The organism is Pseudomonas marincola, from assembly GCF_900682675.2.
Lineage (GTDB): Bacteria > Pseudomonadota > Gammaproteobacteria > Pseudomonadales > Pseudomonadaceae > Aquipseudomonas > Aquipseudomonas marincola.
In genome coordinates this window covers 3295447-3322145 of sequence record NZ_LR215729.2, presented here as the reverse complement: position 1 = coordinate 3322145, position 26699 = coordinate 3295447, and the positions used below count along the sequence as shown (strand labels likewise).

The following is a 26699-nucleotide window of genomic DNA, read 5'->3' as shown; positions in this document are numbered from 1 at the left end:
GTTCGAGTGCGAATTCTGTTGGTGGAAGACCATCTACAACTCGCTGAAAGCATCGCCCAAGCGCTTAAGGGCGCGGGCTGGAGCGTGGATGTTTTGCACGATGGAGTTGCCGCCGATCTGGCGCTGAGTACCGAGGAATACGCCTTGGCGATTCTTGATGTAGGGCTGCCGCGCCTTGATGGTTTCGAGGTGTTGGCGCGCCTTCGGGATCGCGCCAACACCACACCGGTACTGATGCTGACTGCCCGCAGCGAGGTCAAGGACCGCGTGCATGGTTTGAATCTGGGCGCCGATGACTACCTGGCCAAACCCTTTGAACTGACCGAACTTGAAGCGCGGGTTAAAGCCCTGCTGCGCCGCTCCGTGCTGGGCGGCGAGAAACAGCAGCGTTGCGGCGAGTTGGTTTACGAACTGGCAACCCGGCGCTTCATCTTGCAAGGCAATGCGCTCACATTGACTTCACGCGAGCAGGCCGTGCTCGAAGCCATGATTGCGCGGCCGGGGAGGGTGATGAGCAAGGAGCAGTTGGCTTCGCACGTGTTTGGGCTGGACGAAGAGGCCAGCGCCGACGCCATCGAGATTTATGTGCATCGGCTGCGCAAGAAACTGGAAAATCGCGGGGTGCGAATCGTCACCTTCCGTGGCCTCGGCTACTTGCTGGAGGAGGTGAGTGAATAGTCGCGGCAGCCTGCGCGGGCGGTTATTGACCCGGCTGGCCCTGTTGCTGGCGATTGTTGTACTGGTGAGCAGTTTCAGCGCCTATTTCAGTGCGCGGCGCGCCGCCGATACGGCTTACGACCGCACTTTGCTGGCCTCGGCGCGGGCGATTGCGGCAGGTCTTTACACTAAAGAAGGCCGGCTGCTTTCGAATGTGCCGTATGTAGCGCTCGACACCTTTGCCTATGACAGCGCGGGGCGCATTTACTATCAAGTGATCGACCTCGACGGCAGCCTGGTCTCGGGTTACGAAGACTTGCCCGCCGCCCCCAAAGGCACCAAACGGACCGATGATTATCCGGCGTTGGCGCATTTTTACGATGCGCAATATCGCGGTCAGGGCGTGCGCGTGGTGAGCTTGTGGCAGCCGGTGAGTGAGCCGCAGGTTAATGGTATTGCGGAAATTCGCGTGGCTGAGACTCAGGGCGCGCGCGAACGCATGGCGCGTGATTTGTTGCTCGGCACACTCTTACGCATCGGGCTGATGTCGTTGATTGCGCTCGGGCTGGTCTGGCTGGCCGTGAGTGCAACCTTGCGCCCGCTTAACAGCCTGCGCCAGGCGGTTGCTGCGCGGGCCAGTGATGATTTGAAACCGTTGCCCGATACCGAGCTGCCGCTGGAGTTGAAACCTTTGGTGGGAGCGATCAATCAGTTCAATGATCGCCTGCGCGGTTTGTTCGAGCGTCAGTCGCAGTTTATTGCCGATGCCTCGCATGAGTTACGCACGCCGCTGGCGGCGCTTAAAGCGCGGGTCGAGTTGGGCCTGCGTGCGCAAGACCCTGAAACCTGGCGCTCGACATTGGCGCAGGCTGCGCAGAGCGCCGAAAAACTCACCCATCTGGCTAATCAGTTACTGTCACTGGCGCGGATCGAAAGTGGCGCGCGTGCGCTGACCGAAGGCGGTGCCCTGCGCCTCGACCTCAGTCAGTTAGCGCGTGAGCTGGGCATGGCGCTGGCGCCGCTTGCCCATGCCCGCGGCGTGGCGTTGGCGCTGGAGGCCGACGCGCCGGTGTGGCTGCGCGGTGAGCCGACTTTGCTTAACGAGTTGCTGAGCAATCTGGTAGATAACGCCATTGCCCACTCGCCGCCTGGCAGCACGGTTATCTTGCGGGTCAAGCCCGATGGCGTGCTTGAGGTCGAGGATGATGGCCCGGGAATTCCCGAAGCCGAGCGCGAGCAGGTGTTCAAGCGCTTTTATCGCAGCCGTAACGAAGGCTTGGGCGCCGGTTTGGGCTTGGCTATTGTCGGCGAGATATGTTCAGCGCATCAGGCGCGAATCAGCCTGCAGCAGGTCGTGCCGCACGGCTTGTTAGTGCGCGTTGAGTTTAGTCAGCTGGCGTCAGAGCACGGGCCATGATGCAGCTTCGCGTCATGGCCCGTTTATCCGATATTACTGAAGCATGCTCATGGCAGCTTCCATCGATGCGCTGAGGTCTTCGTCATCCTGCATGTCCACTTGCGGGTCCAGCCCGAGCTTGTGGAATGAGCTGATGTCTGACCAGTCCATTTGGGCAAATGGATGATCGGTGCCGATGTAGCTTTGCAGCATGGCGACCTGCACGATGTCGGTGTAGTCGGTTTTCGCGCTGTTGCGTGAGAAGTTGAGTAACTGACCTGGCACAGTGGCGATTTGTTCGGGGAATTGCCAGGCGCGCAAAATCTTCTCGCCCAACACCGGGTGAATCGCATTGATTACGGCGTCCAGCGTTTGCGGGTCGGCCAGCAGTTCTTCGTGTTCTTCTGCGAAGGTCAGAATCGGCAGAATACCAATTTGATGGACCAGACCCGCCAGAGTCGCCTGATCCGGCATCAGGCGCGTGTAATGACGGCACAGAACGTGGCTGATACCGGCAATTTCAGTGCTTTTGTTCCAGACTTCGCGCATTTTCTGGTCGATGATGTCGGTGGTGGCCTGAAACATCTGCTCCATTGCCAAGCCTGTCGCCAGATTGCAGGTGTAGTTGATGCCCAAACGTGAGACGGCCATTTGCAGGTCGGTGATGACCCCGGCGGCGCGCAGCAGCGGGCTATTCACCACCTTGATCAAACGTGCGCTGATGGCCGCGTCGTTAGCCAGCACCTTGGCGATGTCAGCCGCACCAACATCCGGATCTTCAGCCGCTTCGCGCACGCGCAGCGCAACTTCGGGCAGTGTCGGCAGGGTCAGCGCATCATTGTCGATGGCTTGAATCAGTTGCGCTTGGACTTTTTCTGCGAGGGTACTGCTCATGACGATTCTCTATAGGGCTTCAGCCAGCCGCAGTGTAATTAATTCTGCCAAATTCAAACATTTAGATGGCTGGTTTTGTGAGCCAGTGATCAGCAATGGCTTTTTCTAGCGCTGGATTTCCAGGTCCGAATTCAGCGTGTAAGGCAGATCAAGCAGTGTCAGCGCCTCGCCGTCCGGTGCGCCAAGCAAGATGCGGCCATCGCTGATGGCGTCTTCCTGTACCACGGCGAGCAATTCGATGGCTGTCTCGCTGCGTGCCGCCATGACCACTTCGCCCACGGCCGAAGTTCGTTCAGGAGAGAACAGTGCCGTTGCAGGTTCTGGTAGTTCACTCGCCTCAACACTCAGGCGATACATGCGGCGTTTGAGTTTGCCCAGATACTGCATGCGCGCCACGATTTCTTGGCCGGTGTAGCAGCCCTTTTTGAAGCTGACGCCGCCGACGGCCTGCAAGTTGATCATCTGTGGGATAAACAGCTCGAACGCCGGCCCAAAGACCTGGCCGATACCGGCGCGAATCTGCCCCAGTAGCCAGTCATTAACGGGGGCTTCAGGCAGTTGAGCGCTCAGGCGCAGCTTTATTTCGTCGGCTTCGCTTGCCGGAACCCAGAGCTCGACACGTTCATTGCCCAGGTGCACGGCCATTAAGTTGTGCGCGCTGCTCACGCTGCCCGGCGTCGGGTTTAGCTCAAAGCCCAGCGCGAGCAGGGCGCCGTCACCTTTATACAGACCAAAACGGGTCCATTCGGCGCTTTCGTCGAGCAGCTTCGACTTGGAGAAGACGGCGTATTTCTTAAGGTCCGCCAGTTGCTTTTCGAGCAATTCACTGGCCATCGCCAGCAGATAGCCATCGTCTACCGCCAGCACGCGAAAGCTTGAGAGCATGCGCCCTTTGGGGTTGCATCGCGCGCCAAGGCTGGAAACCGTCGGGTTTAAGTAATTGAGGTTGCAGGTGATCTGGCCCTGCAGGAATTTATTGGCATCGGCGCCGCGAACGGACATGACGCCTTCGTGGCTGAGGGTGCAAAAAAACGCGGTATCGGCCATGGGAAACTGCTTATCACTGAATGAAAAGAGAGGGCGTAATGATAGTGCGCCTATAGGGTAATTGTCAGTGCGGATGTCGATCGCGGCACTGCTAAATTCTGCTCGTCGTCTGCGCGGGTCAACAGCGGGCCATTTCGCCGTTATACTGGCCGGCTTAATCAATGTCTGCTTTATCAAGGATTCATCAGATGGTCGACTCGACTGAACTCAATCGCCTGTTTTGGCACAGCCGTCGCGGCATGCTGGAACTGGATGTACTGCTGGTGCCTTTCGTCAAAGAGGTTTACCCCTCGCTGGATGCGGACGATCAGGCGCGTTATCGCAGGCTGCTTGAGTGCGAAGATCAGGATATGTTTGGCTGGTTCATGCAGCGCGGCGAATCCGATGATCCGGATATTCAGCGCATGGTGCGGATGATTCTGGACCGTGTCCAACCGAAGTAATCGCTTCGAATGCCACTGGCAGCCTTCGCGGCGTTTGCTGGTGGCGTACCTGACTTTGCTGCTGGTGACGGTCGTGGTCCTGTTAAGGCTCGACCTTGCGCTCTGGTTGCGACTCACGGGCTGCGGGTTGTGCTTAGCGCATGCGCTGTGGACGCTGCCGCGCTCGATACTGCTTAGCTCGGAACATGCCGTGAGTCGTTTGCGCGCTGACTCCGATGGCTGGTATCTGCACTCGCGGGCCGCTGGCTGGCAGCCAATCGAGTTGCGTCGTGATTGCCTGGCGCTGCCTTATTGCGTGATTTTGCGTTATCGGTTGCCGGGCCGCTGGTGGGTCAGCGGCCTGTGCATTGTTCACGACTCCCTTTCGTTTACCGATCATCGGCGTTTGCGCGTGCGCCTGAAGTTCAGTTGGCACCCAAGCGCGGCTGCAGGATAGTGTCCTTGGCCTCGGCGAGCTGCTCCGGATAGTCCAGTGTGTAGTGCAGGCCGCGAGATTCCTTGCGCTGCATGGCCGAGATAATCATCAGCTCAGCCACTTGCGCCAGGTTACGTAACTCAATCAAATCCCGGCTGACCCGATAATTACTGTAGAACTCGTCGATTTCGTCGAGTAGCAGGCGTACGCGGTGTTGCGCGCGCTGCAGGCGCTTGTTGGTGCGCACAATGCCCACGTAGTCCCACATGAATCGGCGCAGCTCGTCCCAGTTGTGGGCGATGATGACGTCTTCATCCGAGTCAGTTACCTGGCTGGCATCCCATGTTGGCAAGCGGCCGGGCATGCTGATCTGTTCGAGTTGCGCGGTGATGTCTGCTGCCGCCGAGCGTGCATAGACGAAGCACTCAAGCAGCGAGTTACTGGCCATGCGGTTGGCACCATGCAGGCCGGTAAAGCTGGTTTCGCCAATGGCGTACAGGCCCGGCACATCGGTATGACCGTGCTGATCAACCACGACCCCGCCGCAGGTGTAGTGCGCAGCCGGTACCACAGGAATCGGCTCGCGGGTTATGTCGATGCCGAACTCAAGGCAACGCTCATAAACGGTCGGGAAGTGACTTTTGATGAAGTTGGCGTCTTTATGGCTGATGTCGAGATAAACGCAATCAACCCCAAGGCGCTTCATTTCGTGGTCGATGGCGCGAGCGACGATATCGCGCGGCGCCAGTTCTGCGCGGGCGTCGAAGCGTTGCATGAAGCGATCGCCATTGGGCAGGCGCAGTAACGCGCCTTCGCCACGCAGCGCTTCAGTGACCAGAAAACTCTTCGCCTTTGGGTGATAAAGGCAAGTTGGGTGGAACTGGTTGAACTCCAGATTGCCGACCCGACAGCCCGCGCGCCAGGCCATGGCAATGCCATCGCCACAGGCGCCGTCCGGATTGCTGGTGTAAAGATAAACTTTGGCCGCGCCGCCGGTCGCCAAAATCACGAAGCGGGCGGCGTAGGTGTCGACTTCACCGGTGTTGCGGTTCAGCACATAAGCGCCGAGGCAGCGCTGACCGGACTGTCCAAGCTTGCGTTCGGTTATCAGATCAACGGCAACGCGCTGTTCGAGTAATTCAATATTGTGCCGCGCTCTGGCTTGATCCAGCAGCGCCTTGAATATAGCCGCCCCGGTTGCATCAGCAGCATGAATGATGCGCCGGTGACTGTGGCCGCCTTCTCGGGTCAGGTGAAACTCGAAGCCGCCGTCTTCGCGAGCGGTTTCATCGTCCCGGGTAAACGGCACGCCTTGTTCGATCAGCCACTGAATGGCCTCGCGGCTGTGCTCGACCGTGAAGCGCACGGCGTCTTCGCGGCACAGTCCGGCGCCTGAGTTGAGCGTGTCCTCGACGTGAGATTCCACCGTGTCGGTGTCATCGAGCACTGCTGCTACACCGCCTTGCGCCCAAAAAGTTGAGCCGTTGGCGAGGTTGCCCTTGCTCAATACGCCTATTCTCAGGTGCTCTGGCAGTGTCAGTGCAAGGGTCAGGCCCGCAGCACCGCTGCCTATTACTAGTACATCGTGTTGATAATGCTGGCTCATTAGCTGAATCCGCGTGAATCCTGCCCCTAGTATATAGAGGGGTGGGGCGGCACAATAGCAGGCTTATGACTGGCTATGGTGTTTGGGAACTTTCTTAGCAGATTGTGTTCCATAACTAGTCACCCGAAGAGGGACAATGTCTGTGAAACGTGATCGTCTATCAAACATGCTGCTGGTTTGATGCGGTTCTACAGATGATTAAAGACTTAATTGCACAGCAAGGGCTACGGGTTGCTGTGTTGTTCCGTGCAAAATTCAAAATTGTTTTGCAGGAAGCTTGGTTGGAGGGGAGAACTTTTGCGCAATGTTCGAGTCTATTTTTGCAGGTCGGTTATTTGGCTAGCGCAAGGCTCCTCAAAAGTTAACGAGGAGTGTTCATGCTAACCCAGGAAGAGGATCAGCAGCTGGTCGAGCGCGTGCAGCGTGGCGATAAGCGAGCTTTTGATCTGTTGGTGCTGAAGTATCAGCACAAGATTCTCGGGTTGATCGTGCGTTTTGTGCACGACACCCATGAAGCACAGGATGTGGCCCAGGAAGCTTTTGTTAAGGCCTACCGGGCTTTAGGTAATTTCAGGGGTGAAAGCGCGTTCTACACATGGTTGTATCGAATCGCGATCAACACCGCAAAAAATCACCTGGTGTCACGCGGTAGAAGGCCGCCGGACAGTGATGTAAGTGCTGAAGATGCCGAGTTCTACGATGGCGATCACGCCCTCAAGGATATCGAGTCGCCAGAGCGTTCATTACTGCGCGACGAAATTGAAAACACCGTGCACAAGTGCATTCAGCAATTACCAGAAGATTTACGCACCGCCCTAACATTGCGTGAATTTGATGGTCTCAGTTATGAAGACATTGCCAGCGTCATGCAGTGTCCGGTGGGAACGGTGCGCTCACGGATATTCCGGGCGCGTGAAGCAATTGACAAGATCCTGCAGCCGTTGCTGCAGGATAGCTAAGGAGTCTTGGAGAAGGGTGCGAGTATCAAGCTACAAAGCGCAAAAGTTCGAGCCGTACAGCTTACAGGTCGTAAGTGTGCAGATTGAGCTGCTTTCAAGTCTTGTCATACCCGCGCAGTGCTTTTCAAAGACCCCACAAGACAGCGGCGACAGCCAAGAGAGGAACCGTCATGAGTCGTGAAGCCCTGCAGGAATCGCTGTCCGCGGTGATGGATAACGAAGCGGATGAAATGGAGCTTAGACGCGTACTGGGTGCAAGCGGCGATGCTGATTTGCGAGCTACCTGGTCGCGTTATCAGATTGCGCGTGCAGCCATGCACAAGGAGTTCATTGAACCGCGTCTGAATCTGGATATTGCCTCAGCAGTTTCTGCTGCTCTGGCGGATGAACCGCAGCCGGTTGTCGTTTCCGACAAAGTGGTCAAAGGCCCTTGGCGCACGGTCGGTCGAATCGCCGTGGCAGCATCGGTCACCGCAGCCGTTCTGGTAGGTGTACGTATGTACAACCAGAATGATGCGCTGAGCACTCAGTTGGCGCAGCAGAGCAACCAGCCTTCGCTGGTGATGCCACAGTCGCACGGCCCGGCAATGCTGGCAGGCTTCAACCTGTCGAGTGATGATCCGGCCAGTGTCGAGATTGACCCGAGCAAAGTTCAGCAAGGCTGGCACGAACAGCGTCTGCCTTCCTACTTGCGTCAGCATGCTCAGCAAGCCGCTATGAGCGTGACCGAAAGTGCGTTGCCTTATGCACGCGCAGCAAGTCTGGAAAGCCGTTAAGGAGGCGCATGCGCTTTATTCCTGTTGCTGTCCTATTGTTGGGCAGCTTTACTGTTCTGCCTGCCTTTGCTGCAGATGCAAAGGCTTGGCTGGATCGTTTGGCAAGTGCTGAACACACGCAAAGCTACCGTGGTCGCTTCGTTTACGAGCGTAACGGTAGCTTTTCTACGCATAGCATCTGGCATCAGGTGGCGGCGGAGGGTGCTGTTCAAGAGCGCTTGTTGCAGCTCGACGGCGACGCTCAGGAAGTCGTCCGCAGTAATGGCGTCACTCGCTGCGCCAGTGGCGAGTTGGCAGACCCGGTGGTTGCAGGTCAGGCGTGGTCCGAGCGTGGGCTGAATCCAGAACAGCTGGCTAAATCCTACGAGCTGCGGCTAATGGGTGAATCCCGCATGGCGGGGCGCAGTGCAGTCATTCTTGGCCTTGCACCGCGCGATCAGCACCGTTTCGGGGTTGAGTTGCATCTTGATAGCGAAACGGCGATCCCGTTGAAGTCCCTGTTGGTCAATGACCGCGGGCAAATGCTCGAACGCTTCCAGTTCACTGATTTCACCACCGATGCCGCTGCTGTCACTGCAGGCCTTGCGCCGAGTGACAACTGCAAGCCTGTCGACGCGCTTGAAAGCGATAAAGTCGTCACGCAGTCCTGGCATTCGGATTGGCTTCCTACAGGTTTCAACCTCACCAGCGTTACGCGCCGGCGCAGTCCTGTATCCGATGATACGGTCGAATGCCTGGTGTATGACGACGGACTGGCACGCTTCTCGGTCTTTCTTGAGGCCTTGCATGGTGCGACGGTCGAAGATGCCCGCAGCCAGCTTGGGCCAACCGTTGCGGTGTCGCGCAAGCTGGTCACCAGCGATGGCGGCATGATGGTCACCGTGGTCGGTGAAATACCCCTCGGTACAGCAGAGCGGGTCGCCTTGTCGGTGCGTCCCGGCGCGGAGAAAGCTGTTCAATGATTGAAGAGACGGGGCGGGTGATTGCAGTTGAATCCGGCGCTGTCTGGGTTGAAACACTGCGAAAAAGTACCTGCTCCAGTTGCTCTGCCCAAGCCGGTTGCGGCCAGGGTTTGATGGACAAGCTTGGTGTCGACAGCCGCCGCGGTTTGGTGCGCGCGCTAAGCGATCTGCAGTTGAATGTTGGAGACTCGGTAGTAATCGGGGTACGCGAAGACTTACTTGTTCGCGGCTCGCTACTGGTTTACCTGATCCCATTATTAGGATTGTTTGCGGCCGCGCTGTTGGCTGATGCAATGTCCTTGAGTGAATCGCTGGTCATTCTTTCGGGTCTATTCGGGTTGGTGGCATCCTGGTTTGGGGTGCGCTGGCGCAGTAGGCGTGTGTCTGATGATCCTGCGTTGCAGCCCGTAGTATTGCGTGCCTTGTTGGTAGGTGCTGCGGGGGTTTAAGCCGTGTCTTTAGTATTTCTGGATGGGAGAGTTGTATGTCGATGCCTAGCCTGAAGCTATGTTGGTCTGCACTGTTGTCAGTGCTGCTCCTGGGGCAAGCGGTTACCGCGCATGCGGAACTGCCTGACTTCACCGAGCTGGTCAAGGAAGCTTCGCCCGCTGTGGTCAATATCAGTACCCGACAAAAAATACCGGACAATGTCGCCGCCAACTCGGGTGGCATGTCTGTGCCGGATCTGGAAGGGCTGCCGCCCATGTTCCGCGAGTTCTTTGAGCGCAGCATTCCGCGTCAACCGAGTGCGCCTAAAGGTCATCAGCGTGAGGCTCAGTCGCTTGGCTCCGGTTTCATCATTTCCTCCGATGGCTACATCATGACCAACAATCACGTGATCGCGGATGCCGACGAAGTTGTCGTGCGCCTGTCTGATCGCAGTGAGTTGGAAGCCAAGGTGGTGGGCGCCGATCCGCGTAGCGACGTAGCGCTGCTCAAGGTCGATGCCAAAGACCTGCCGACAGTACGTCTGGGCAAGTCGGAAGACTTGCAGGTGGGTGAGTGGGTGTTGGCCATCGGTTCGCCATTTGGCTTCGATCACTCGGTAACTGCCGGTATCGTCAGCGCCAAGGGCCGCAGCCTGCCAAATGAGAGCTATGTGCCGTTCATTCAGACCGACGTGGCGATCAACCCGGGTAACTCCGGCGGCCCGTTGTTCAACCTGCAGGGCGAGGTTGTGGGTATCAACTCACAGATTTTCACCCGTTCCGGCGGTTTCATGGGCCTATCTTTCGCCATTCCGATGAGTGTTGCGATGGATGTGGCTGACCAGTTGAAGAACAGCGGCAAGGTCAGTCGAGGCTGGCTTGGCGTGGTGATTCAGGAGGTCAATAAGGATCTGGCTGAATCGTTTGGTCTGGAGAAGCCAGCGGGCGCTCTGGTCGCGCAAATTCTTGACGACGGCCCGGCTGCCAAAGGCGGTCTGCAAGTCGGCGATGTGATTCTCTCGCTCAATGGCAAGCCGATTGATATGTCGGCAGACCTGCCGCATCTGGTTGGCGCGCTGAAGCCTGGCGAAAAAGCTGAGATGGATGTGGTGCGCGAAGGCGATCACAAGAAGCTGACGCTGACCATTGGTTCGCTCCCGGAAGATTCTGAAGCGCTGGCGAGTGCCACTGGCCAGTCTGCCGAAAGCCACAGCAATCGCCTTGGGGTGAAAGTGGTCGAGCTGAGCGCAGAGCAGAAGAAAGGCCTGGATCTCAAAGGTGGCGTTGTCATCAGCGAAGTCCTTGACGGTCCGGCAGCTTTGATTGGTCTGCGTCCGGGTGATGTGATTACACACCTGAACAATGAGCCGATTCTGAAAGCCTCGACTTTCGAGAAGGTCGCCAAGGCGCTGCCAAAAGATCGTTCGGTATCGATGCGAGTGCTGCGTAAAGGCCGCGCAAGCTTCATTACCTTCAAGCTTTCCGAGTAATTTCGGCAGCAAGAAAAGGGGCGATTTGATCGCCCCTTTTTTGTGCCTGCTGTCTGCACCGCTATAACTGAAGGTGGCTGCAATGCGCTTTGATGACCGCAGAGCGCTTTATTGGCCTGAGTATCGGCCTGCCGCCCTGCGCCCGAGCTACGATTGAGGGACCTTAGATCACAGCTTGTGGCGCTATTGATGACTTGGCGGGGCAAAATCGAGTACACTCCGCGGCTATTTTCGGCGGGCAGTCGCCTGCGAACTTTTTTGAGTGTTGTCTTGTGAGTGACCTGAGCCACATACGTAATTTCAGCATTATTGCCCATATTGACCACGGCAAGTCCACGCTCGCCGACCGCTTCATTCAAATGTGCGGCGGGTTGACTGAGCGTGAAATGGAGGCCCAGGTACTGGACTCCATGGATCTGGAGCGTGAGCGTGGGATCACCATCAAGGCGCACAGCGTTACCTTGTATTACACCGCGCGTGATGGCAAAACCTATCAGTTGAACTTCATTGATACGCCAGGCCACGTTGACTTCACCTACGAAGTCAGCCGTTCGCTGGCGGCCTGTGAAGGTGCATTGCTGGTGGTTGACGCCGGTCAGGGCGTCGAAGCGCAGTCGGTAGCCAACTGCTACACGGCGATTGAGCAGGGCCTTGAGGTCATGCCGGTGCTGAACAAGATGGACCTGCCGCAGGCTGAGCCTGAGCGGGTTAAAGAAGAGATCGAACACATCATCGGTATCGATGCCACCGACGCTGTGGCCTGTAGTGCCAAGAGCGGCATGGGCGTTGACGAGGTGCTTGAGCGTCTGGTGGCGACCATTCCGGCGCCGACCGGTGACATCGACGCGCCGTTGCAGGCGCTGATCATCGACTCCTGGTTTGATAACTACCTGGGCGTAGTGTCCCTGGTGCGTGTGCGTCACGGCCGCATCAAGAAGGGCGACAAGGTCCTGGTTAAATCGACCGGCAAGATGCACCAGGTCGATAGCGTGGGCGTGTTCAATCCTAAGCACACGGCCACCGCTGACCTTAAAGCCGGTGAAGTGGGCTTTATCATCGCCGGCATCAAAGACATTCACGGCGCGCCAGTGGGCGACACCCTGACCCTGTCGACCACGCCGGACGTAGACATGCTGCCAGGTTTCCAGCGCGTTAAACCTCAGGTTTACGCTGGCCTGTTCCCGGTGAGTTCGGACGACTTCGAAGACTTCCGTGAAGCCCTGCAAAAGCTGACATTGAACGATGCCGCCCTGCAATACGAGCCGGAAAGCTCGGATGCACTGGGTTTTGGCTTCCGCATCGGCTTCCTCGGCATGCTCCACATGGAGATCATTCAGGAGCGTCTGGAGCGTGAATACGATCTCGACCTGATCACCACAGCGCCAACCGTAGTGTTTGAGGTTGTGCTGAAGACCGGTGAGACGATTTACGTTGATAACCCATCCAAATTGCCGGACATCTCGACCATCGAAGACATGCGCGAACCCATCGTGCGTGCCAACATTCTGGTGCCGCAAGAACACCTGGGTAACGTCATTACCCTGTGTATCGAAAAGCGCGGTGTGCAGCGTGACATGCAATACCTGAGCAGTCAGGTGCAGGTCTCTTATGACTTGCCGATGAACGAAGTGGTACTCGACTTCTTCGACCGCTTGAAGTCCGTAAGCCGTGGTTATGCCTCGCTGGATTACAGTTTCGATCGCTTCCAGTCGGCCAATCTGGTCAAGCTGGATGTGCTGATCAACGGTGAGAAGGTTGATGCTCTGGCATTGATCGTTCACCGCGACAAGGCTCACTACAAGGGCCGTCAGTTGACCGAAAAAATGAAGGAACTGATCCCGCGTCAGATGTTCGACGTCGCGATTCAGGCTGCGATTGGGGGGCAGATTGTTGCTCGCACCACGGTCAAGGCACTCAGGAAGAACGTACTGGCCAAGTGCTACGGTGGTGACGTTAGCCGTAAGCGCAAGCTGCTTGAAAAGCAGAAGGCCGGTAAGAAAAGGATGAAGCAGGTGGGCAACGTGGAGATTCCACAAGAAGCCTTCCTTGCAGTTCTCAAGGTGGATAGTTAGGGCCTATGTCGATCAATTTCCCGCTTGTGCTTGTACTGGCCGTCGCTGTTTGCGGCGTGCTGGCGCTGTTCGATTTATTGGTGTTGGCCCCGCGTCGCCGCGCGGCCATCAGCCACTATCATGGTCAGGTCAGCGAGCCTGATGAAGCGGTAATTGAGCGACTCAACAAAGAGCCGATGCTGGTGGAGTACGGTAAGTCGTTCTTCCCGGTGTTGGCGATTGTGCTGGTCTTGCGCTCGTTTCTGGTGGAACCGTTCCAGATTCCATCGGGCTCGATGCGTCCGACCCTTGAGGTTGGCGACTTCATTCTGGTCAACAAGTTTGCCTACGGCATCCGCCTGCCGGTGATCGACACCAAGATTATCCAGATTGATGACCCGCAGCGCGGCGATGTCATGGTGTTCCGTTACCCGAGCGACCCTTCTATCAACTACATCAAGCGTGTAGTCGGTGTGCCGGGCGACGTGGTGCGGTACACGCCAGACAAGCATTTGTTTGTTAACGGCAAGCCAGTTGCTCAGGAATTGCTCGGTGAAGAGGCCGGCAGCCTGGGAAGCGTTATGCTTTATGACGAGAAGCTGGGTGAGGTTGAACACCTGATCCGCAAGGAAATGAAGCGTTATCACGCCGTTCCGGGCGGTGAGTGGACGGTGCCTGCCGGCCATTACTTCATGATGGGCGATAACCGTGACAACTCCAATGACAGCCGTTACTGGAACGATCCGAATATCCCCAAGCCCTTGCTGGGCATGGTGCCTGACCAGAATATCGTCGGTAAGGCATTTGCGGTCTGGATGAGCTGGCCTGACCCGAAGTCGAAAAATCTGCCGAATTTCAGCCGTGTCGGCCTTATTCATTAATTTGAATAATTGTGGCGCTGTTCAAGTCAGCGCCGCTAGCTATATATAGTCTTGTGTTTAGCCATTCTGGCTTTCTAAAAACTCTAAGATTTGGGGACTAAAATGACATACACCCGTTCACAGAAAGGGATGTCGATTATTGGTTGGCTCTTCGTTCTGGCGCTGGTGGCTTTTTTCGCCAGTACTGCGTTCAAGATGCTGCCGCACTACATGGACTACATGTCCCTGGAAAAGATCATTACCTCGGTTGAAACCGAGAAAGGTCGCGAAATCACCACGGTGGGTGATTTTTACAGTTATGTGAACAGTGGCATGACCGTAAACAGCATTCGCGACGTTAAGCTGGAAGACATACTAAAAGTGAAAATCGAGAACAACGAATTTCACGCTCATCTGAAATACGAGAAGCGTGAACCACTGATCGAGAACCTCGATCTGGTGGCTAATTTTGACAAAGAATTCCGTGTGCGTATGCCGTGACTGCTTCGTTAGCCCGCCTCGAGCGCCAGCTCGGTTATCAGTTCAAAGACCAGGACCTTATGGTTCTGGCATTGACCCATCGTAGTTTCGCTGGGCGCAATAACGAACGCCTTGAATTCCTCGGTGATGCAATCCTTAACTTTGTCGCCGGGGAAGCGTTGTTCGAGCGCTTTCCGCAGGCGCGTGAAGGCCAGCTGTCACGCCTGCGCGCGCGTCTGGTTAAAGGCGAGACCCTGGCCGTACTGGCGCGTGGTTTCGACCTTGGCGAGTATTTGCGACTAGGCTCAGGTGAGTTGAAGAGTGGCGGTTTTCGCCGCGAGTCGATTCTGGCCGATGCGCTGGAAGGCCTGATTGGTGCCATTTACCTTGATGCCGGCATGGAAGTCGCCCGCGACCGCGTGCTGGCATGGCTGGCCAATGAGTTCGAAAGCCTGACGTTGGTCGATACCAACAAAGATCCGAAAACGCGGCTGCAAGAGTTTCTGCAATCGCGCGCCTGTGAATTGCCACGCTATGAAGTCGTGGATATTCAGGGCGAGCCGCATTGCCGGACATTCATTGTTGAATGTCAGGTGACTTTATTGAATGAAAAAACCCTCGGACAAGGCGCCAGTCGGCGTATTGCCGAGCAGGTTGCAGCTGCCGCTGCATTGATCGCCTTGGGCGTGGAGAACGGCCATGACTGATTCACCTGTATTGCGTTGCGGCTATGTCGCCATCGTTGGCCGGCCGAATGTGGGTAAATCGACATTGCTCAACCACATCCTCGGGCAGAAGCTGGCGATCACCTCGCGCAAGCCGCAAACCACTCGTCACAACATGCTCGGGATTAAAACCGAGGGTGAGGTGCAGGCGATTTACGTCGACACGCCGGGCCTGCACAAGAACAACGAGAAAGCGCTTAACCGCTACATGAACAAGAATGCGTCTTCGGCACTGAAAGATGTCGATGTGGTTATTTTTGTAGTCGATCGCACCCGTTGGACCGATGAAGACCAGATGGTTCTCGAGCGCATTCAGTATGTTGAAGGCCCGGTGATTCTGGCCATCAACAAAACCGATCGCCTCGAAGACAAAGCCGAGCTGATGCCGCACCTTGAGTGGCTGGCCGAGCAGTTGCCGAATGCTGAAATCGTGCCGATCTCGGCGCAGCATGGGCACAACCTCGAAACGCTGGAAAAACTGGTTGGCGAGCGTTTGCCGGAAGGCGTGCATTTCTTCCCGGAAGACCAGATTACCGACCGCTCCAGCCGTTTCTTCGCCGCTGAGCTGGTGCGTGAAAAAATCATGCGTCAGCTGGGTGCTGAGTTGCCTTATCAGATAACCGTCGAGATTGAAGAGTTCAAGAAGGAAGGGCGCATTCTGCATATCCATGCGCTGATTCTGGTTGAGCGCGACGGGCAGAAGAAAATCATCATCGGCGACAAGGGTGAGCGCATCAAGCGTGTGGGTCAGGAAGCGCGCAAGGACATGGAAGTGCTGTTTGACTCCAAGGTCATGCTCAACCTGTGGGTCAAGGTTAAAGGCGGCTGGTCCGACGATGAGCGAGCACTGCGCTCGCTCGGCTATGACGATATTTAACACCCCAGACGCGCGGCACGACTGCCTGCAATGGCGGGCGATGTTTCACGCCGCGCAACCCGCGCCTGACCGAGTAATCGCGTCGGGCGCAGGCGACCCCATTCTCTCTTGAGTCTGCATCTGCCATGCTTGCGCTCAGCCAACCCGCTTTCGTGCTTCACAGCCGCGCCTATCGCGAAAGCAGTGCGCTGGTTGATTTCCTCACTCCACAAGGTCGCTTGCGCGCGGTATTGCGCGGCGCCAGAGGCAAGGCCGGCACGCTGGCCAGACCCTTCGTAGCGCTGGATGCCGAATTCCGCGGGCGCAGCGAACTGAAAAATGTCTCGCGCCTTGAAGCCACCGGTTTTCCCATGTTGATCGCCGGGCAGGCTTTGTTCAGTGGGCTGTACCTCAATGAACTGCTTATTCGCCTGTTACCCGCCGAAGACCCGCATCCGTTGCTCTTCGATCACTACGCCATGACCTTGCAGGCGCTCGCCGAAGGGCGGGCTATTGAACCCTTGCTGCGCTCATTTGAATGGCGTTTGCTGGGTGAGCTGGGCTATGGTTTTGCCCTTGATAGTGATGTGCAAGGCGAGCCGATTGCCCCAGAAGGCCTGTATCGCCTGCAAACTGAAGAGGGGATGGTGCCTGTCGGGCAGTTTCAGCCCGGCGTATTTCAGGGCAAAGAATTATTGGCCATGGCCGAAGCCGACTGGTCGGCTGTCGGCGCGCTCGCGGCGGCAAAACGCCTCATGCGCCAGGCGCTGGCCCCTCATTTAGGCGGCAAACCGTTGGTGAGCCGTGAATTGTTTATGACGCTCAAGGAGCCTGTTCGTGACTGATGCCAATCGTGTATTGCTTGGGGTAAATATTGACCATGTGGCGACGCTGCGCCAGGCGCGCGGTACACGTTACCCCGATCCGGTAAAGGCAGCGCTGGACGCCGAAGAGGCGGGCGCTGATGGTATTACCGTGCACCTGCGTGAAGATCGCCGGCATATTCAGGAGCGCGATGTGCGCGTGCTCAAGGACGTGCTGCAAACGCGCATGAACTTCGAAATGGGTGTGACCGAGGAAATGCTTGCGTTCGCCGAGAGCATTTGCCCGGCGCACGTATGCCTGGTGCCGGAAACACGTCAGGAGCTCACCACCGAAGGCGGGCTTGATGTGGCGGGGCAAGAGGAGCGGATTCGCGCGGCGGTTGAGCGCTTGAGCAAGATTGGCTGTGAGGTGTCGCTGTTCATTGATCCGGACACCGCCCAGATCGAAGCGTCCAAGCGTGTCGGTGCACCTGCTATCGAGCTGCACACAGGGCGTTACGCCGATGCCCATATCCCGCAAGAGACTGCGCACGAGCTTGAGCGTATTCGCCAGGGTGTGGCTTGTGGTCTGGCCAATGGGCTTATCGTTAACGCCGGTCACGGGCTGCATTATCACAACGTCGAGCCTGTAGCGGCGATTGCCGGCATCAATGAGCTCAATATCGGCCATGCGCTGGTTGCCCACGCCTTGTTCGTTGGCTTCAAGCAGGCAGTCGTGGAAATGAAGCAGTTGATCACCGCCGCAGCGGATCGTGGTTAACCGCTAAGCGTGACGTTGAAGTGCTGAAAAGGCTGGAGAATGCTCCGGCCTTTTTGCTTTTGCGCCGTTAGAAAGGTGCAGGGCACTCGAAACGCATCCGCTCACCTGTTTGCGGGTGAGTCAGGCTGAGCATGCAGGCGTGCAAGCAGAGGCGCGGATAGGCGTGTAACGCTTGCTCATGCGCATACAGGCCGTCACCCAGCAGCGGGTGACCGATAGAGAGCATGTGCACGCGCAATTGGTGTGAGCGGCCGGTAATCGGCGTCAGCTCTACACGGCAATAGTCGCCACAGCGCTCGATAATCCGCCAGAAGGTCTGCGCGTGTTTACCTTGCTCAAAGTCGACCACGTGACGCGGCTTGGTTGGCGGATCGTAGCGCAGCGGCAAGTCAATCGAGCCGCTGTCCTGTTCGGGTTGGCCCCAGCACAGCGCCATGTAGGCTTTTTCAGTCTCACGATCATGGAATTGGCGCGACAGCTCGCGGTGGCTGTCCGGGTCGCGTGCGAGCACGATAATTCCCGAGGTTTCCCAGTCCAGTCGATGCACGATACGTGCTTCGGGGAAGCCGTTTTCTTGCAAGCGAGTCACCAGGCAGTCCTTGTTGTCCTCCGCGCGACCGGGCACCGAGAGCAGCAGGGTGGGCTTGTTGATCACCAGCAGGGCGGCGTCTTGGTGGAGTATTTCGATCTGGCTGAGAGGCATTAGCGATTCTTGCGTTAGCGGTTTGTTGCGGGGTGAAAATGAAACGGCGGCCAACAGGGCCGCCATTTTCATAACTGTCGATCGTGTTGTTACCGGTTGGCGAGAGCTCAGAGCTTGCGCGAACCCCGGCGATTAACGATCGGGCAGGGTGATGTTCAATTCCAGAATCGAACAGCTGCCCTGATTCTCCAGGGCAACCTGCACTTGGTCAGATTCGATATTGACGTACTTGCGAATCACGTCGACCAATTCTTGCTGCAAGGCCGGCAGATAGTCCGGCTTGCTGCGTTGGCCGCGCTCGTGGGCGACGATAATTTGCAGGCGTTCTTTCGCGATCGAAGCAGTGGAGCCTTTCTTGCGCTCACGAAAGAAGTCAAAAATATTCATTCACGACCTCCAAACAGACGTTGTAAGAATCCTTTCTTCTGTACATCAAGGAAACGATGCGCCACTTCTTTGCCCAGCAGGCGGTCAACTGCGTCGCTGTAGGCCTGGCCCGCATCGCTCTGGTCGTCGAGAATCACCGGAACACCCTGGTTGGATGCTTTCAGTACAGCTTGTGACTCCGGAATGACGCCGATGAGGCGTATCGCGAGAATTTCTTCTACGTCGTCAACACCGAGCATTTCACCTTTGGTGACGCGCTCTGGGTTGTAACGGGTGAGCAGCAAGTGCTCCTTGATCGGGTCTCCGCCTTCTTCGGCGCGGCGTGATTTGCTCGCAAGCAAGCCCAGCATGCGGTCGGAGTCACGTACCGACGAGACTTCAGGGTTGGTCACGACAATCGCCTCGTCAGCGAAGTACATGGCCAGGTGAGCGCCTTTCTCGATACCGGCTGGCGAGTCGCAAACCACGTACTCAAAGTTTTCGGACAGCTCTTTCATGACCTTTTCAACGCCTTCCACGGTCAGCGCGTCTTTGTCACGGGTCTGGCTTGCGGCCAGTACGAAGAGGTTTTCCAGGCGTTTGTCTTTGATCAGGGCCTGGGTCAGTGTGGCTTCGCCGTTAACAACGTTGACGAAGTCATACACTACGCGGCGCTCGCAACCCATGATCAGGTCAAGGTTACGCAAGCCGACGTCGAAGTCGACGATGACTGTTTTGTGCCCGCGCAGAGCGAGGCCGGTACCGATGGCAGCGCTGGTGGTGGTTTTACCTACGCCACCTTTGCCGGAAGTGACTACGAGGATCTTGGCCAAGGTGTTTCACCCCAAAATATAAGATTAAAGCGGGATCTTTCGGCCGATTGAGGCTTCCTGATGCCCTTATTGTGTCCAGAATTTGCGGCAGTATCCGTTAAAGACGAGTGATGTTCAACAGCTCACCCGACAGGCAGACATGAACCGCATCGCCCCACAGTGGATCGCGTCTCAAGTCTTCTGCAACCTTGTAATGGCCGGCGATGGAAAGCATTTCCGCGCCCAGCTGTTTACAGAAAATTCGTGCTTTCAAATTACCTTTTACGCCAGCCAGTGCTCGGCCACGCATAGGCCCATAGACATGGATGTTGCCGTCGGCGAGAAGTTCCGCGCCCGAACTGACAGCCGCCAATACGATCAAGTCACCGCCTTGTGCATAAACCTGCTGGCCGCCGCGCACGGGGCTGGTGATGATTTTGGTCGGTTTATGTTCGGGCTCTGCCGGGGCTGGCGGCTTTTCAGGTTTCTTCTCGGTCTGACCTGCGGTCGGATCGATAACGCGTTCGCGTGCGCCAGAAGGAGGCAATACCGGCAAGTCGAGGGCGTTGGCGGAATCTATGTGCGCCTCATTGCTGGCGCGAACCGCCAATGTGCGCAGGCCGTGTTTGCGGCATACGGCCATCAGGGCGGCCAGATCCAGCTCTTCTTCGCTTTCGGGCAATTTGTCGAGTGCCAGAATAAGCGGGGTGTTGCTGAAAAAATTCGGGGCTTGGGCTACTTTTTCGGCCAGTTGCTGATCGAGTTGCTCAATCGAATACTGCGCCAACTCCATTACGGTGATGGCCAGCATACTGCCTTTGAGTTGGAATACAGGGGTTTGGTCGAGGAGGTCGGCTTGACTCATGGTGTGCCTGGGGCGCCTTTTCGGTTGGGCTTGCGGACAAACAGACCTGCTTACCGCTGAAATTTCTAAACTGTGATTATTTCACTGTGGCTCTTATAGCGAGAACTACGTTGGCCCGCAAGCGGCTACCCGTTTTTGCCGCCTGCTCAGGGCGCCAAAGACTTGAAATTGCTGGCCATGTCCTGGTTCAAATGGCTGACGTACGCTGCATTGGTCAGGTGAATGCTGACCTTTTGTGCATTGTGTTTCTGCCGCGCGATACCTGTTGCTGAGGGGCAGGGTTTTTCGTCGCTCACGGCATAGACCGCAGGCCGGCAAAAAAGTCCTATAGAATGTCGCACTTGATGCTCTGATCGGAAGTGTTCATGGAACGTCCTGTTTTTAGTCGCGCTTTTCTGCACCCCAAATATTGGCCGTTATGGCTGGGATTGGGCCTGCTCTGGCTGATTGTGCAATTGCCTTATCGGGCCCTGCTCGGGTTGGGGAGTGCGCTGGGTGCAGTGATGCGGGTATTCGCCCGTGAGCGCCGTGAGATCGTTGCGCGCAATCTGGAGCTTTGTTTCCCCGAGAAAAGTGCAGCAGAGCGTGAGCAATTGTTGCGCGATAACTTTGCGTCGACCGGTATCGCGTTTTTCGAGATGGCCATGAGCTGGTGGTGGCCACAGTCGCGTCTGGCCAAGCTGGCGCACATCGAAGGGTTGCAGCACTTGCAGCAGGCTCAGGCTGAGGGGCAGGGCGTAATCCTCATGGCCCTGCATTTCACCACACTTGAGATAGGCGCTGCCCTGCTGGGGCAGGTGCATACAATCGACGGCATGTACCGCGAGCATGACAACCCGTTGTTCGACTATATCCAGCGCCGCGGCCGTGAGCGGCACAATATGGATGCGACTGCGATCGAGCGTGAAGATGTTCGTGCCATGCTCAAGGTCCTGCGCGCGGGTCGGGCCATTTGGTATGCGCCGGATCAGGACTATGGTCGCAAGCAGAGTGTGTTCGTGCCGTTGTTTGGTATTCAGGCGGCAACTGTTACGGCGACGACCAAGTTTGCCCGTCTGGGACGTGCCCGCGTGTTGCCGTTCACTCAGCAACGCCTGCCGGACGGTGGTGGCTATCGCCTGGTTATTCATCCGCCGCTCGAGGGTTTCCCGGCCGACAGCGAAGAGGCAGATTGCCTGTTGATCAATCAATGGGTCGAAACGGCAATCAAGGAGTGTCCGCAGCAGTATCTGTGGGCGCATCGGCGCTTCAAGACCCGCCCCGAGGGTGAGGCGCGGCTTTACCCCAAGCGCAAGAGGAAATAGCGCACGCCGGCAAGGCGCTTTTCTATACTGCCTCTAACAAGCTAAGGATTATTCATGAGCCCAGCACCCCAAACCCATGAACCGATTACCGGGTTGATTCTGTCAGGGGGTGGTGCGCGAGCGGCTTATCAAGTGGGCGTACTGGCGGCAATTGCCGATTTGCTGCCAGATCCCGAGCACAATCCCTTTCCCGTTATTGTCGGCACCTCTGCCGGTGCAATCAATGCGGTGAGTCTGGCGTGTGGTGCCTTGCACTTTGGCCAGGCGGTGCAGCGTCTTACTCAGGTCTGGCAGGGGTTTTCAACTGATCAGGTTTACCGCAGTGATTGGCCCGGGGTGATTCGTCAGGCCAGTCGTTTCTTGGGTCACAGCTTGCTTGGTCTCGGCTCTCAAGTGCCGGTCGCCTTGCTCGACAGCGCGCCATTGGCAGAGTTGATCAAGGAAAGGCTCGATTTCAGCGGCATCTCGGCTGCGGTTCGGCAGCGCAAATTGCGCGCGGTGGCGGTATCAGCATTTGGTTATGACACAGGGCAAGCGGTCACCTTCTATCAGGGTCGCGCTGCCATCGAGCCTTGGTTTCGTCATCGTCGCGTGGGTATACCGACACGGTTGGCGTGCGAGCATCTGATGGCGAGTGCTTCGATCCCGCTGCTGTTTCCGCCGGTTAAAATTCAGCGTGAATACTTTGGTGATGGCGCCGTGCGTCAAAGTGCACCGATCAGCCCGGCGCTGCATCTCGGTGCCAGTCGCGTGTTGGTGGTGGGCGTGAGTGGCAACCTGCAGGACGAAACAACCGGCCCTAACGAGTTTCGCCCGCACAATGCCAAGCAACCAAGCTTGGCGCAGATTGGCGGGCACATGCTTAACAGCACGTTCATCGACAGCCTTGAGAGTGATATCGAATTGCTTGAGCGGCTCAATCAGATGGCCCGCCTGGTGCCAGCCGATCAGCAGGTTGGTCATGTCATCAAGCCAGTTGAAGTGCTGGTCATTGCCCCCAGCCAGCCGCTCGACGTAATCGCAGCTCGCCATCGCCGCGAACTGCCGGCGGCTTTGCGCCTGTTCTTGCGCGGGCCGGGCGCTACGCATGCAAGCGGCGCAGGTGTACTCAGTTATCTGCTGTTCGAGGCAAGCTATTGCAGCGAGCTGATCGAGCTCGGCTATAAGGATGCAATGGCGCAAAAGGCCAAACTTTGCAGTTTTCTGAATATCCAGCCGGCCACGGTTGCCGGTGAAGTGTCGATACCGGCATAAGTCTCAATCTTGCCCGGGGCTTTAAGCAGGCTTGCGAGCAGGTATGACTTGCTGGTCATTAATTCAATAATTTATCCCTGCGCTATTGGCTGCGTTTAAACTGCGCCTTCATGACGCTTTCTGTCGCATTTGCATAAGCGCCGTTTTCACTCGGGTTGGCGCTATAAGAAGTTGTCGCATAGCGGCAATGCCAGCCGGTGTTCAGTCCCTACAATCGTTAAATCGCCTGTCACCCTGTTTGGGTGTTCCTCGTTAGGAGAGTTCAGATGTCAGTTCAGCACGACCCGGTTCAACGCGCCGACTTCGATCAGTTCATGGTCCCCAACTATTCGCCAGCCGCTTTCATTCCGGTGCGTGGCGAAGGTTCGCGCGTGTGGGATCAAACCGGTCGAGAACTGCTCGACTTCGCTGGCGGCATCGCGGTTAACGTACTTGGCCACGCGCATCCGGTGTTGGTGAAGGCGCTGACTGAGCAAGCCAATGCGCTGTGGCATGTGTCTAACGTCTTCACCAACGAGCCGGCGCTGCGTCTGGCTAAAAAGCTGACTGACGCTACCTTCGCTGAGCGAGTGTTCTTCTGTAACTCCGGTGCGGAAGCCAACGAGGCGGCCTTCAAATTGGCGCGTCGGGTTGCGTTCGATAAGTTCGGCGAGGAGAAGTGCGAAATCATTGCGGCGGTCAACAGCTTCCACGGCCGTACCCTGTTTACCGTAAGCGTGGGTGGCCAGCCGAAGTATTCAGATGGTTTCGGCCCGAAAATCCAAGGCATCAGCCACGTTCCGTACAACGACCTTGAGGCACTTAAGGCCGCAGTCAGCGACAAGACCTGCGCCGTAGTGCTTGAGCCAATTCAAGGCGAAGGCGGCGTACTGCCGGCCGATCTGGCTTACCTGCAAGGCGCCCGCGAGCTTTGCGACAAGCACAATGCGTTGCTGGTGTTCGATGAAGTGCAGAGCGGCATGGGCCGCAGCGGCTCGCTGTTCACTTATCAGCACTACGGCGTAACCCCGGACATCCTCTCCAGCGCCAAGAGCCTGGGCGGTGGTTTCCCAATCGGTGCGATGCTCACCACCACCGAACTGGCCAAGCATCTGGCCGTCGGTACTCACGGTACTACCTACGGCGGCAACCCGCTGGCGTGCGCGGTGGCCGAGGCGGTCGTCGACACCATCAACACCCCTGAGGTGCTGGAAGGCGTCAAAACCAAGCATCAGCAATTCAAGACCGCGCTGGAGAAGATTGGCCAGCAATATGCAGTGTTCAGTGAAGTGCGTGGCTTGGGCTTGCTGATTGGCTGTGTGCTGACCGATGCCTGGAAAGGCAAGGCCAAAGTCATTCTCGATGCCGCCGCCCAGGAAGGGTTGATGGTGCTGCAGGCTGGCCCCGACGTGGTGCGTTTTGCACCGAGCCTGGTGGTGACTGAAGCCGAGATCAATGAAGGTCTGGCACGGTTCGAGCGTGCTGTCGCCAAGGTTACTCAGGCTTAACTGAGTACAGGCCCGGCACAGGAAGTGCCGGGTTCCTCGCACGGGATGGCTTATTTCGTTTATCCGCAGCACTGCTGCGGTTTCCTTGAGCGCTCAATGCAAGTGCTCAGGGCTTTTCTTGAGAAAGGAGTGGCACCATGCTGGTGATGCGCCCCGCGCAAATGGCTGATCTCGCTGAAGTCCAGCGTCTGGCCGCGGATAGCCCGGTTGGTGTGACTTCACTGCCGGATGACAGTGAACGCCTGAGCGACAAGATCGCCGCCTCGGAAACCTCATTTGCCGCCGAAGTCAGCTTCAATGGCGAAGAGAGCTACTTCTTCGTGCTCGAAGATACCGCAACCGGCAAGCTGGTTGGCTGCTCGGGAATTGTTGCGTCTACCGGTTACTCGGAGCCGTTTTACAGTTTTCGCAACGAGACCTTTGTGCATCACTCGCGAGAGCTGAAGATCCACAACAAGATTCATGTCCTGTCGTTGTGCCATGACCTGACCGGCAACAGCTTGCTCACCAGTTTTTATGTCGAGCGGCCGCTGGTCAACACTCCCGCCGGTGAACTCAATTCGCGAGCGCGCCTGCTGTTTGTGGCCGCACATCCTGAGCGTTTTGCCGACGCCGTGGTGGTCGAAATTGTCGGCCACAGCGACGAGGCGGGCGACTCGCCGTTCTGGGATGCTGTGGGGCGCAACTTCTTTGATATGAACTACGCCGAAGCTGAGCGTTTGTGTGGCCTGAAGAGCCGCACGTTCCTCGCCGAGTTGATGCCGCATTACCCGATTTACGTGCCGCTGTTGCCAGACTATGCCCAGGAAGCCATGGGGCAGGTGCATCCGCGTGCGCAGGTGACATTCGATATCCTGATGCGTGAGGGTTTCGAGACCGATCACTACATCGATATTTTTGACGGCGGCCCAACTTTGCATGCGCGTACGTCGGGCATTCGCTCTATCGCCGACAGCCGCGTTGTGCCCGTGCATATCGGCGCCAAAGCGACGGGCGGCCGACAGTATCTGGTCGCCAACGGCCAGCTCCAGGACTTCCGCGCGCTGGTCACCGAGCTGGACTGGGTGCCAGGCAATCCTGTCGAGCTTGATCTTGAAACCGCCGAAGCCCTGGGCGTCGGCGAAGGCGCCAGCGTGCGTCTGGTTGCGGTTTAACCATTAGCGGTGAGCGTGTAATAGCGGGCGACTGCGCGCATTGCACTTAGCAGCCTCAGGCGCTTGAACGCTTGCAGCTATCTGGAGGATTTATGATCGTTCGTCCCGTACGCAGCGCCGATTTACCGGCCCTGATTGACCTGGCACGTAGCACGGGTGCCGGCCTGACCACTTTGCCGGCCAATGAAGAGCGCCTCGCGCACCGGGTCGGCTGGGCTGAGAAAACCTTTGCCGGCACGGCCGAGCGCGCTGATGCCGATTACCTGTTCGTGCTCGAAGACGACGACGGCGGCGTGGTTGGCATTTCGGCGATTGCCGGTGCTGTCGGCTTGCGTGAGCCTTGGTACAACTATCGCCTTGGGCTGACGGTCAGCGCCTCGCAAGAGTTGAATATTCATCGTCAGGTGCCAACCCTGTTTCTGGCGAATGACCTGACCGGCAACTCGGAGCTGTGCTCGTTGTTCTTGCGCAGTGACAAGCGCAGCGGCCTCAACGGGCGGATGCTGTCGAAAGCGCGCTTCCTGTTTATCGCTGAATTCCCCGAGTTGTTTGGTGACAAGGTCATAGCGGAAATGCGCGGCGTCTCGGATGAGCAAGGCCAGTCGCCGTTCTGGGAATGTCTGGGCCGCCACTTCTTCAAAATGGAATTCAGCCAGGCCGATTATCTGACCGGGGTCGGCAATAAGGCGTTCATCGCCGAGTTGATGCCCAAGTTTCCGCTGTACACCTGCTTCCTTTCTGAAGGTGCGCGCAACACCATCGGCCGTGTGCACCCGGACACTGAGCCAGCGTTGGCGATGCTCAAAGGTGAGGGTTTCAGCTATCAGGGCTACGTCGATATTTTCGATGCTGGCCCGGCAATTGAAGCCGAGACGCAGAAAATCCGTGCCGTGCGCGACAGCGAAACCCTGGTGCTGGCCATCGGTACGCCTGGCGATGATGCACCGCCGTTCGTGATTCATAACCGCAAGCGTGAAGATTGCCGGATTACTGCCGCTCCGGCACGCGTAGCCGCTGGCACGCTGGTGGTGGATGCGTTAACCGCCAAGCGCCTGCAAATGTCGGCGGGCGATCTGGTTCGCGCGGTGCGCTTGTCTGCACGCGGTTAATTGATTGAATTCTGCA

General features: G+C 57.3%; 29 protein-coding genes. 21 read left to right on the top strand and 8 right to left on the bottom strand.

Features of this window, described 5'->3' with window-relative positions; genetic code table 11:
• The first annotated feature begins 6 nt into the window (after positions 1-6).
• Together PMYSY11_RS15520 and PMYSY11_RS15515 are read left to right on the top strand one after the other, a co-directional pair.
• Positions 7-678, top strand: coding sequence for a response regulator (locus tag PMYSY11_RS15520; RefSeq protein ID WP_069899413.1), 672 nt, complete (start codon positions 7-9; stop codon positions 676-678).
• Positions 671-2074 carry a sensor histidine kinase gene (locus PMYSY11_RS15515; protein WP_150547358.1) on the top strand — a complete coding sequence of 468 codons (1404 nt, stop codon included), beginning with the start codon at positions 671-673 and terminating at the stop codon, positions 2072-2074. Before PMYSY11_RS15520 ends, PMYSY11_RS15515 begins: the two co-directional genes overlap by 8 nt.
• A 33-nt stretch (positions 2075-2107) precedes the next feature.
• On the opposite strand, the gene PMYSY11_RS15510 is transcribed toward PMYSY11_RS15515, so the two are convergent.
• Positions 2108-2947, bottom strand: a complete 840-nt coding sequence (locus tag PMYSY11_RS15510) for an HDOD domain-containing protein (protein ID WP_069899411.1) — start codon at positions 2945-2947, stop codon at positions 2108-2110.
• 105 nt (positions 2948-3052) lie between these two features.
• Positions 3053-3994: a CAF17-like 4Fe-4S cluster assembly/insertion protein YgfZ gene (ygfZ, locus tag PMYSY11_RS15505; protein ID WP_150547357.1), complete on the bottom strand. Its 942-nt coding sequence runs from the start codon at positions 3992-3994 to the stop codon at positions 3053-3055.
• Positions 3995-4182: 188 nt separating this feature from the next.
• Here ygfZ and PMYSY11_RS15500 point away from each other — a divergent pair, with 188 nt between their 5' ends.
• Together PMYSY11_RS15500 and PMYSY11_RS15495 are read left to right on the top strand one after the other, a co-directional pair.
• The gene (locus PMYSY11_RS15500; protein ID WP_150547356.1) at positions 4183-4437 is read left to right on the top strand and encodes an FAD assembly factor SdhE; all 255 of its coding nucleotides are present in this window, start codon (positions 4183-4185) and stop codon (positions 4435-4437) included.
• Entirely contained in the window at positions 4421-4873 is a 453-nt protein-coding gene (locus tag PMYSY11_RS15495; protein WP_150547355.1) for a protein YgfX, read from the top strand. Before PMYSY11_RS15500 ends, PMYSY11_RS15495 begins: the two co-directional genes overlap by 17 nt.
• On the opposite strand, the gene nadB is transcribed toward PMYSY11_RS15495, so the two are convergent.
• On the bottom strand, positions 4842-6458 hold the full coding sequence (nadB, locus tag PMYSY11_RS15490; RefSeq protein WP_069899407.1) for an L-aspartate oxidase: 1617 nt from the start codon (positions 6456-6458) through the stop codon (positions 4842-4844). The two genes, PMYSY11_RS15495 and nadB, sit on opposite strands and share 32 nt — an antisense overlap.
• Before the next feature lie 377 nt (positions 6459-6835).
• Between nadB and rpoE the strand changes: the two genes are divergently transcribed.
• The 12 genes from rpoE to pdxJ all read left to right on the top strand — a co-directional run bounded on the left by rpoE (position 6836) and on the right by pdxJ (position 17629).
• Positions 6836-7417, top strand: coding sequence for an RNA polymerase sigma factor RpoE/AlgU (rpoE, locus tag PMYSY11_RS15485; RefSeq protein ID WP_069899406.1), 582 nt, complete (start codon positions 6836-6838; stop codon positions 7415-7417).
• A gap of 170 nt (positions 7418-7587) precedes the next feature.
• Positions 7588-8193: a sigma-E factor negative regulatory protein gene (locus tag PMYSY11_RS15480; RefSeq protein ID WP_069899405.1), complete on the top strand. Its 606-nt coding sequence runs from the start codon at positions 7588-7590 to the stop codon at positions 8191-8193.
• 8 nt (positions 8194-8201) lie between these two features.
• Positions 8202-9155 carry a MucB/RseB C-terminal domain-containing protein gene (locus PMYSY11_RS15475; RefSeq protein WP_150547354.1) on the top strand — a complete coding sequence of 318 codons (954 nt, stop codon included), beginning with the start codon at positions 8202-8204 and terminating at the stop codon, positions 9153-9155.
• Positions 9152-9604: a SoxR reducing system RseC family protein gene (locus tag PMYSY11_RS15470; protein ID WP_069899403.1), complete on the top strand. Its 453-nt coding sequence runs from the start codon at positions 9152-9154 to the stop codon at positions 9602-9604. The genes PMYSY11_RS15475 and PMYSY11_RS15470 overlap by 4 nt, the downstream gene beginning before the upstream one ends.
• 41 nt (positions 9605-9645) lie before the next feature.
• Complete coding sequence (locus PMYSY11_RS15465; RefSeq protein ID WP_172970696.1) at positions 9646-11073, top strand: DegQ family serine endoprotease; 1428 nt, start codon at positions 9646-9648, stop codon at positions 11071-11073.
• 272 nt (positions 11074-11345) lie between these two features.
• Positions 11346-13145 carry a translation elongation factor 4 gene (lepA, locus tag PMYSY11_RS15460; RefSeq protein ID WP_069899402.1) on the top strand — a complete coding sequence of 600 codons (1800 nt, stop codon included), beginning with the start codon at positions 11346-11348 and terminating at the stop codon, positions 13143-13145.
• A gap of 5 nt (positions 13146-13150) precedes the next feature.
• On the top strand, positions 13151-14005 hold the full coding sequence (gene lepB, locus PMYSY11_RS15455) for a signal peptidase I (protein ID WP_069899401.1): 855 nt from the start codon (positions 13151-13153) through the stop codon (positions 14003-14005).
• A gap of 102 nt (positions 14006-14107) precedes the next feature.
• The gene (locus tag PMYSY11_RS15450; protein ID WP_069899400.1) at positions 14108-14485 is read left to right on the top strand and encodes a DUF4845 domain-containing protein; all 378 of its coding nucleotides are present in this window, start codon (positions 14108-14110) and stop codon (positions 14483-14485) included.
• The gene (rnc, locus tag PMYSY11_RS15445) at positions 14482-15171 is read left to right on the top strand and encodes a ribonuclease III (protein ID WP_069899399.1); all 690 of its coding nucleotides are present in this window, start codon (positions 14482-14484) and stop codon (positions 15169-15171) included. Before PMYSY11_RS15450 ends, rnc begins: the two co-directional genes overlap by 4 nt.
• The gene (gene era, locus PMYSY11_RS15440; protein ID WP_069899398.1) at positions 15164-16066 is read left to right on the top strand and encodes a GTPase Era; all 903 of its coding nucleotides are present in this window, start codon (positions 15164-15166) and stop codon (positions 16064-16066) included. The genes rnc and era overlap by 8 nt, the downstream gene beginning before the upstream one ends.
• Before the next feature lie 125 nt (positions 16067-16191).
• Positions 16192-16890, top strand: a complete 699-nt coding sequence (recO, locus tag PMYSY11_RS15435; RefSeq protein ID WP_090508780.1) for a DNA repair protein RecO — start codon at positions 16192-16194, stop codon at positions 16888-16890.
• Positions 16883-17629 (top strand): pyridoxine 5'-phosphate synthase, encoded by a 747-nt coding sequence (gene pdxJ / locus PMYSY11_RS15430; RefSeq protein WP_150547352.1) that lies wholly within the window; start codon positions 16883-16885, stop codon positions 17627-17629. The genes recO and pdxJ overlap by 8 nt, the downstream gene beginning before the upstream one ends.
• A gap of 67 nt (positions 17630-17696) precedes the next feature.
• Here pdxJ and PMYSY11_RS15425 read toward each other — a convergent pair whose 3' ends face one another.
• The 5 genes from PMYSY11_RS15425 to PMYSY11_RS15405 all read right to left on the bottom strand — a co-directional run bounded on the left by PMYSY11_RS15425 (position 17697) and on the right by PMYSY11_RS15405 (position 20671).
• Entirely contained in the window at positions 17697-18332 is a 636-nt protein-coding gene (locus PMYSY11_RS15425; RefSeq protein ID WP_150547351.1) for an RluA family pseudouridine synthase, read from the bottom strand.
• Positions 18333-18464: 132 nt separating this feature from the next.
• Positions 18465-18719 carry a cell division topological specificity factor MinE gene (gene minE / locus PMYSY11_RS15420; protein WP_069899395.1) on the bottom strand — a complete coding sequence of 85 codons (255 nt, stop codon included), beginning with the start codon at positions 18717-18719 and terminating at the stop codon, positions 18465-18467.
• The gene (gene minD, locus PMYSY11_RS15415; RefSeq protein ID WP_069899394.1) at positions 18716-19531 is read right to left on the bottom strand and encodes a septum site-determining protein MinD; all 816 of its coding nucleotides are present in this window, start codon (positions 19529-19531) and stop codon (positions 18716-18718) included. Before minD ends, minE begins: the two co-directional genes overlap by 4 nt.
• A gap of 97 nt (positions 19532-19628) precedes the next feature.
• On the bottom strand, positions 19629-20375 hold the full coding sequence (minC, locus tag PMYSY11_RS15410; protein WP_150547350.1) for a septum site-determining protein MinC: 747 nt from the start codon (positions 20373-20375) through the stop codon (positions 19629-19631).
• A 146-nt stretch (positions 20376-20521) separates the two neighbouring features.
• Positions 20522-20671: a hypothetical protein gene (locus PMYSY11_RS15405; protein ID WP_172970624.1), complete on the bottom strand. Its 150-nt coding sequence runs from the start codon at positions 20669-20671 to the stop codon at positions 20522-20524.
• 69 nt (positions 20672-20740) lie between these two features.
• Here PMYSY11_RS15405 and PMYSY11_RS15400 point away from each other — a divergent pair, with 69 nt between their 5' ends.
• The 5 genes from PMYSY11_RS15400 (at position 20741) to astA (ending at position 26683) form a co-directional block, all read left to right on the top strand.
• Positions 20741-21679 (top strand): lipid A biosynthesis lauroyl acyltransferase, encoded by a 939-nt coding sequence (locus PMYSY11_RS15400; protein WP_150547349.1) that lies wholly within the window; start codon positions 20741-20743, stop codon positions 21677-21679.
• A gap of 54 nt (positions 21680-21733) precedes the next feature.
• Positions 21734-22933 carry a patatin-like phospholipase family protein gene (locus PMYSY11_RS15395; RefSeq protein ID WP_150547348.1) on the top strand — a complete coding sequence of 400 codons (1200 nt, stop codon included), beginning with the start codon at positions 21734-21736 and terminating at the stop codon, positions 22931-22933.
• A 266-nt stretch (positions 22934-23199) separates the two neighbouring features.
• A complete protein-coding gene (locus PMYSY11_RS15390; protein WP_090508776.1) occupies positions 23200-24420 on the top strand; it encodes an aspartate aminotransferase family protein in 1221 nt (406 codons plus the stop codon).
• Between the two features lie 137 nt (positions 24421-24557).
• Complete coding sequence (aruF, locus tag PMYSY11_RS15385) at positions 24558-25574, top strand: arginine/ornithine succinyltransferase subunit alpha (RefSeq protein ID WP_150547347.1); 1017 nt, start codon at positions 24558-24560, stop codon at positions 25572-25574.
• 92 nt (positions 25575-25666) lie between these two features.
• Positions 25667-26683, top strand: a complete 1017-nt coding sequence (gene astA / locus PMYSY11_RS15380) for an arginine N-succinyltransferase (RefSeq protein ID WP_090508775.1) — start codon at positions 25667-25669, stop codon at positions 26681-26683.
• The last annotated feature ends 16 nt before the right edge of the window (positions 26684-26699 follow it).

What these genes read in the sequence shown, in the direction of transcription:
- PMYSY11_RS15470 (WP_069899403.1), top strand. Translation starts at nt 9,152, where the DNA reads ATGATTGAAGAGACGGGGCGGGTGATTGCAGTTGAATCCGGCGCTGTC.
- lepB (WP_069899401.1), top strand. Translation starts at nt 13,151, where the DNA reads ATGTCGATCAATTTCCCGCTTGTGCTTGTACTGGCCGTCGCTGTTTGC.
- PMYSY11_RS15390 (WP_090508776.1), top strand. Translation starts at nt 23,200, where the DNA reads ATGTCAGTTCAGCACGACCCGGTTCAACGCGCCGACTTCGATCAGTTC.
- PMYSY11_RS15465 (WP_172970696.1), top strand. Translation starts at nt 9,646, where the DNA reads ATGCCTAGCCTGAAGCTATGTTGGTCTGCACTGTTGTCAGTGCTGCTC.
- ygfZ (WP_150547357.1), bottom strand. Translation starts at nt 3,994, where the DNA reads ATGGCCGATACCGCGTTTTTTTGCACCCTCAGCCACGAAGGCGTCATG.
- PMYSY11_RS15510 (WP_069899411.1), bottom strand. Translation starts at nt 2,947, where the DNA reads ATGAGCAGTACCCTCGCAGAAAAAGTCCAAGCGCAACTGATTCAAGCC.
- recO (WP_090508780.1), top strand. Translation starts at nt 16,192, where the DNA reads ATGCTTGCGCTCAGCCAACCCGCTTTCGTGCTTCACAGCCGCGCCTAT.
- era (WP_069899398.1), top strand. Translation starts at nt 15,164, where the DNA reads ATGACTGATTCACCTGTATTGCGTTGCGGCTATGTCGCCATCGTTGGC.
- PMYSY11_RS15475 (WP_150547354.1), top strand. Translation starts at nt 8,202, where the DNA reads ATGCGCTTTATTCCTGTTGCTGTCCTATTGTTGGGCAGCTTTACTGTT.
- PMYSY11_RS15480 (WP_069899405.1), top strand. Translation starts at nt 7,588, where the DNA reads ATGAGTCGTGAAGCCCTGCAGGAATCGCTGTCCGCGGTGATGGATAAC.
- rpoE (WP_069899406.1), top strand. Translation starts at nt 6,836, where the DNA reads ATGCTAACCCAGGAAGAGGATCAGCAGCTGGTCGAGCGCGTGCAGCGT.
- astA (WP_090508775.1), top strand. Translation starts at nt 25,667, where the DNA reads ATGATCGTTCGTCCCGTACGCAGCGCCGATTTACCGGCCCTGATTGAC.
- minC (WP_150547350.1), bottom strand. Translation starts at nt 20,375, where the DNA reads ATGAGTCAAGCCGACCTCCTCGACCAAACCCCTGTATTCCAACTCAAA.
- PMYSY11_RS15395 (WP_150547348.1), top strand. Translation starts at nt 21,734, where the DNA reads ATGAGCCCAGCACCCCAAACCCATGAACCGATTACCGGGTTGATTCTG.
- PMYSY11_RS15500 (WP_150547356.1), top strand. Translation starts at nt 4,183, where the DNA reads ATGGTCGACTCGACTGAACTCAATCGCCTGTTTTGGCACAGCCGTCGC.
- nadB (WP_069899407.1), bottom strand. Translation starts at nt 6,458, where the DNA reads ATGAGCCAGCATTATCAACACGATGTACTAGTAATAGGCAGCGGTGCT.
- PMYSY11_RS15400 (WP_150547349.1), top strand. Translation starts at nt 20,741, where the DNA reads ATGGAACGTCCTGTTTTTAGTCGCGCTTTTCTGCACCCCAAATATTGG.
- PMYSY11_RS15425 (WP_150547351.1), bottom strand. Translation starts at nt 18,332, where the DNA reads ATGCCTCTCAGCCAGATCGAAATACTCCACCAAGACGCCGCCCTGCTG.
- minE (WP_069899395.1), bottom strand. Translation starts at nt 18,719, where the DNA reads ATGAATATTTTTGACTTCTTTCGTGAGCGCAAGAAAGGCTCCACTGCT.
- PMYSY11_RS15450 (WP_069899400.1), top strand. Translation starts at nt 14,108, where the DNA reads ATGACATACACCCGTTCACAGAAAGGGATGTCGATTATTGGTTGGCTC.
- aruF (WP_150547347.1), top strand. Translation starts at nt 24,558, where the DNA reads ATGCTGGTGATGCGCCCCGCGCAAATGGCTGATCTCGCTGAAGTCCAG.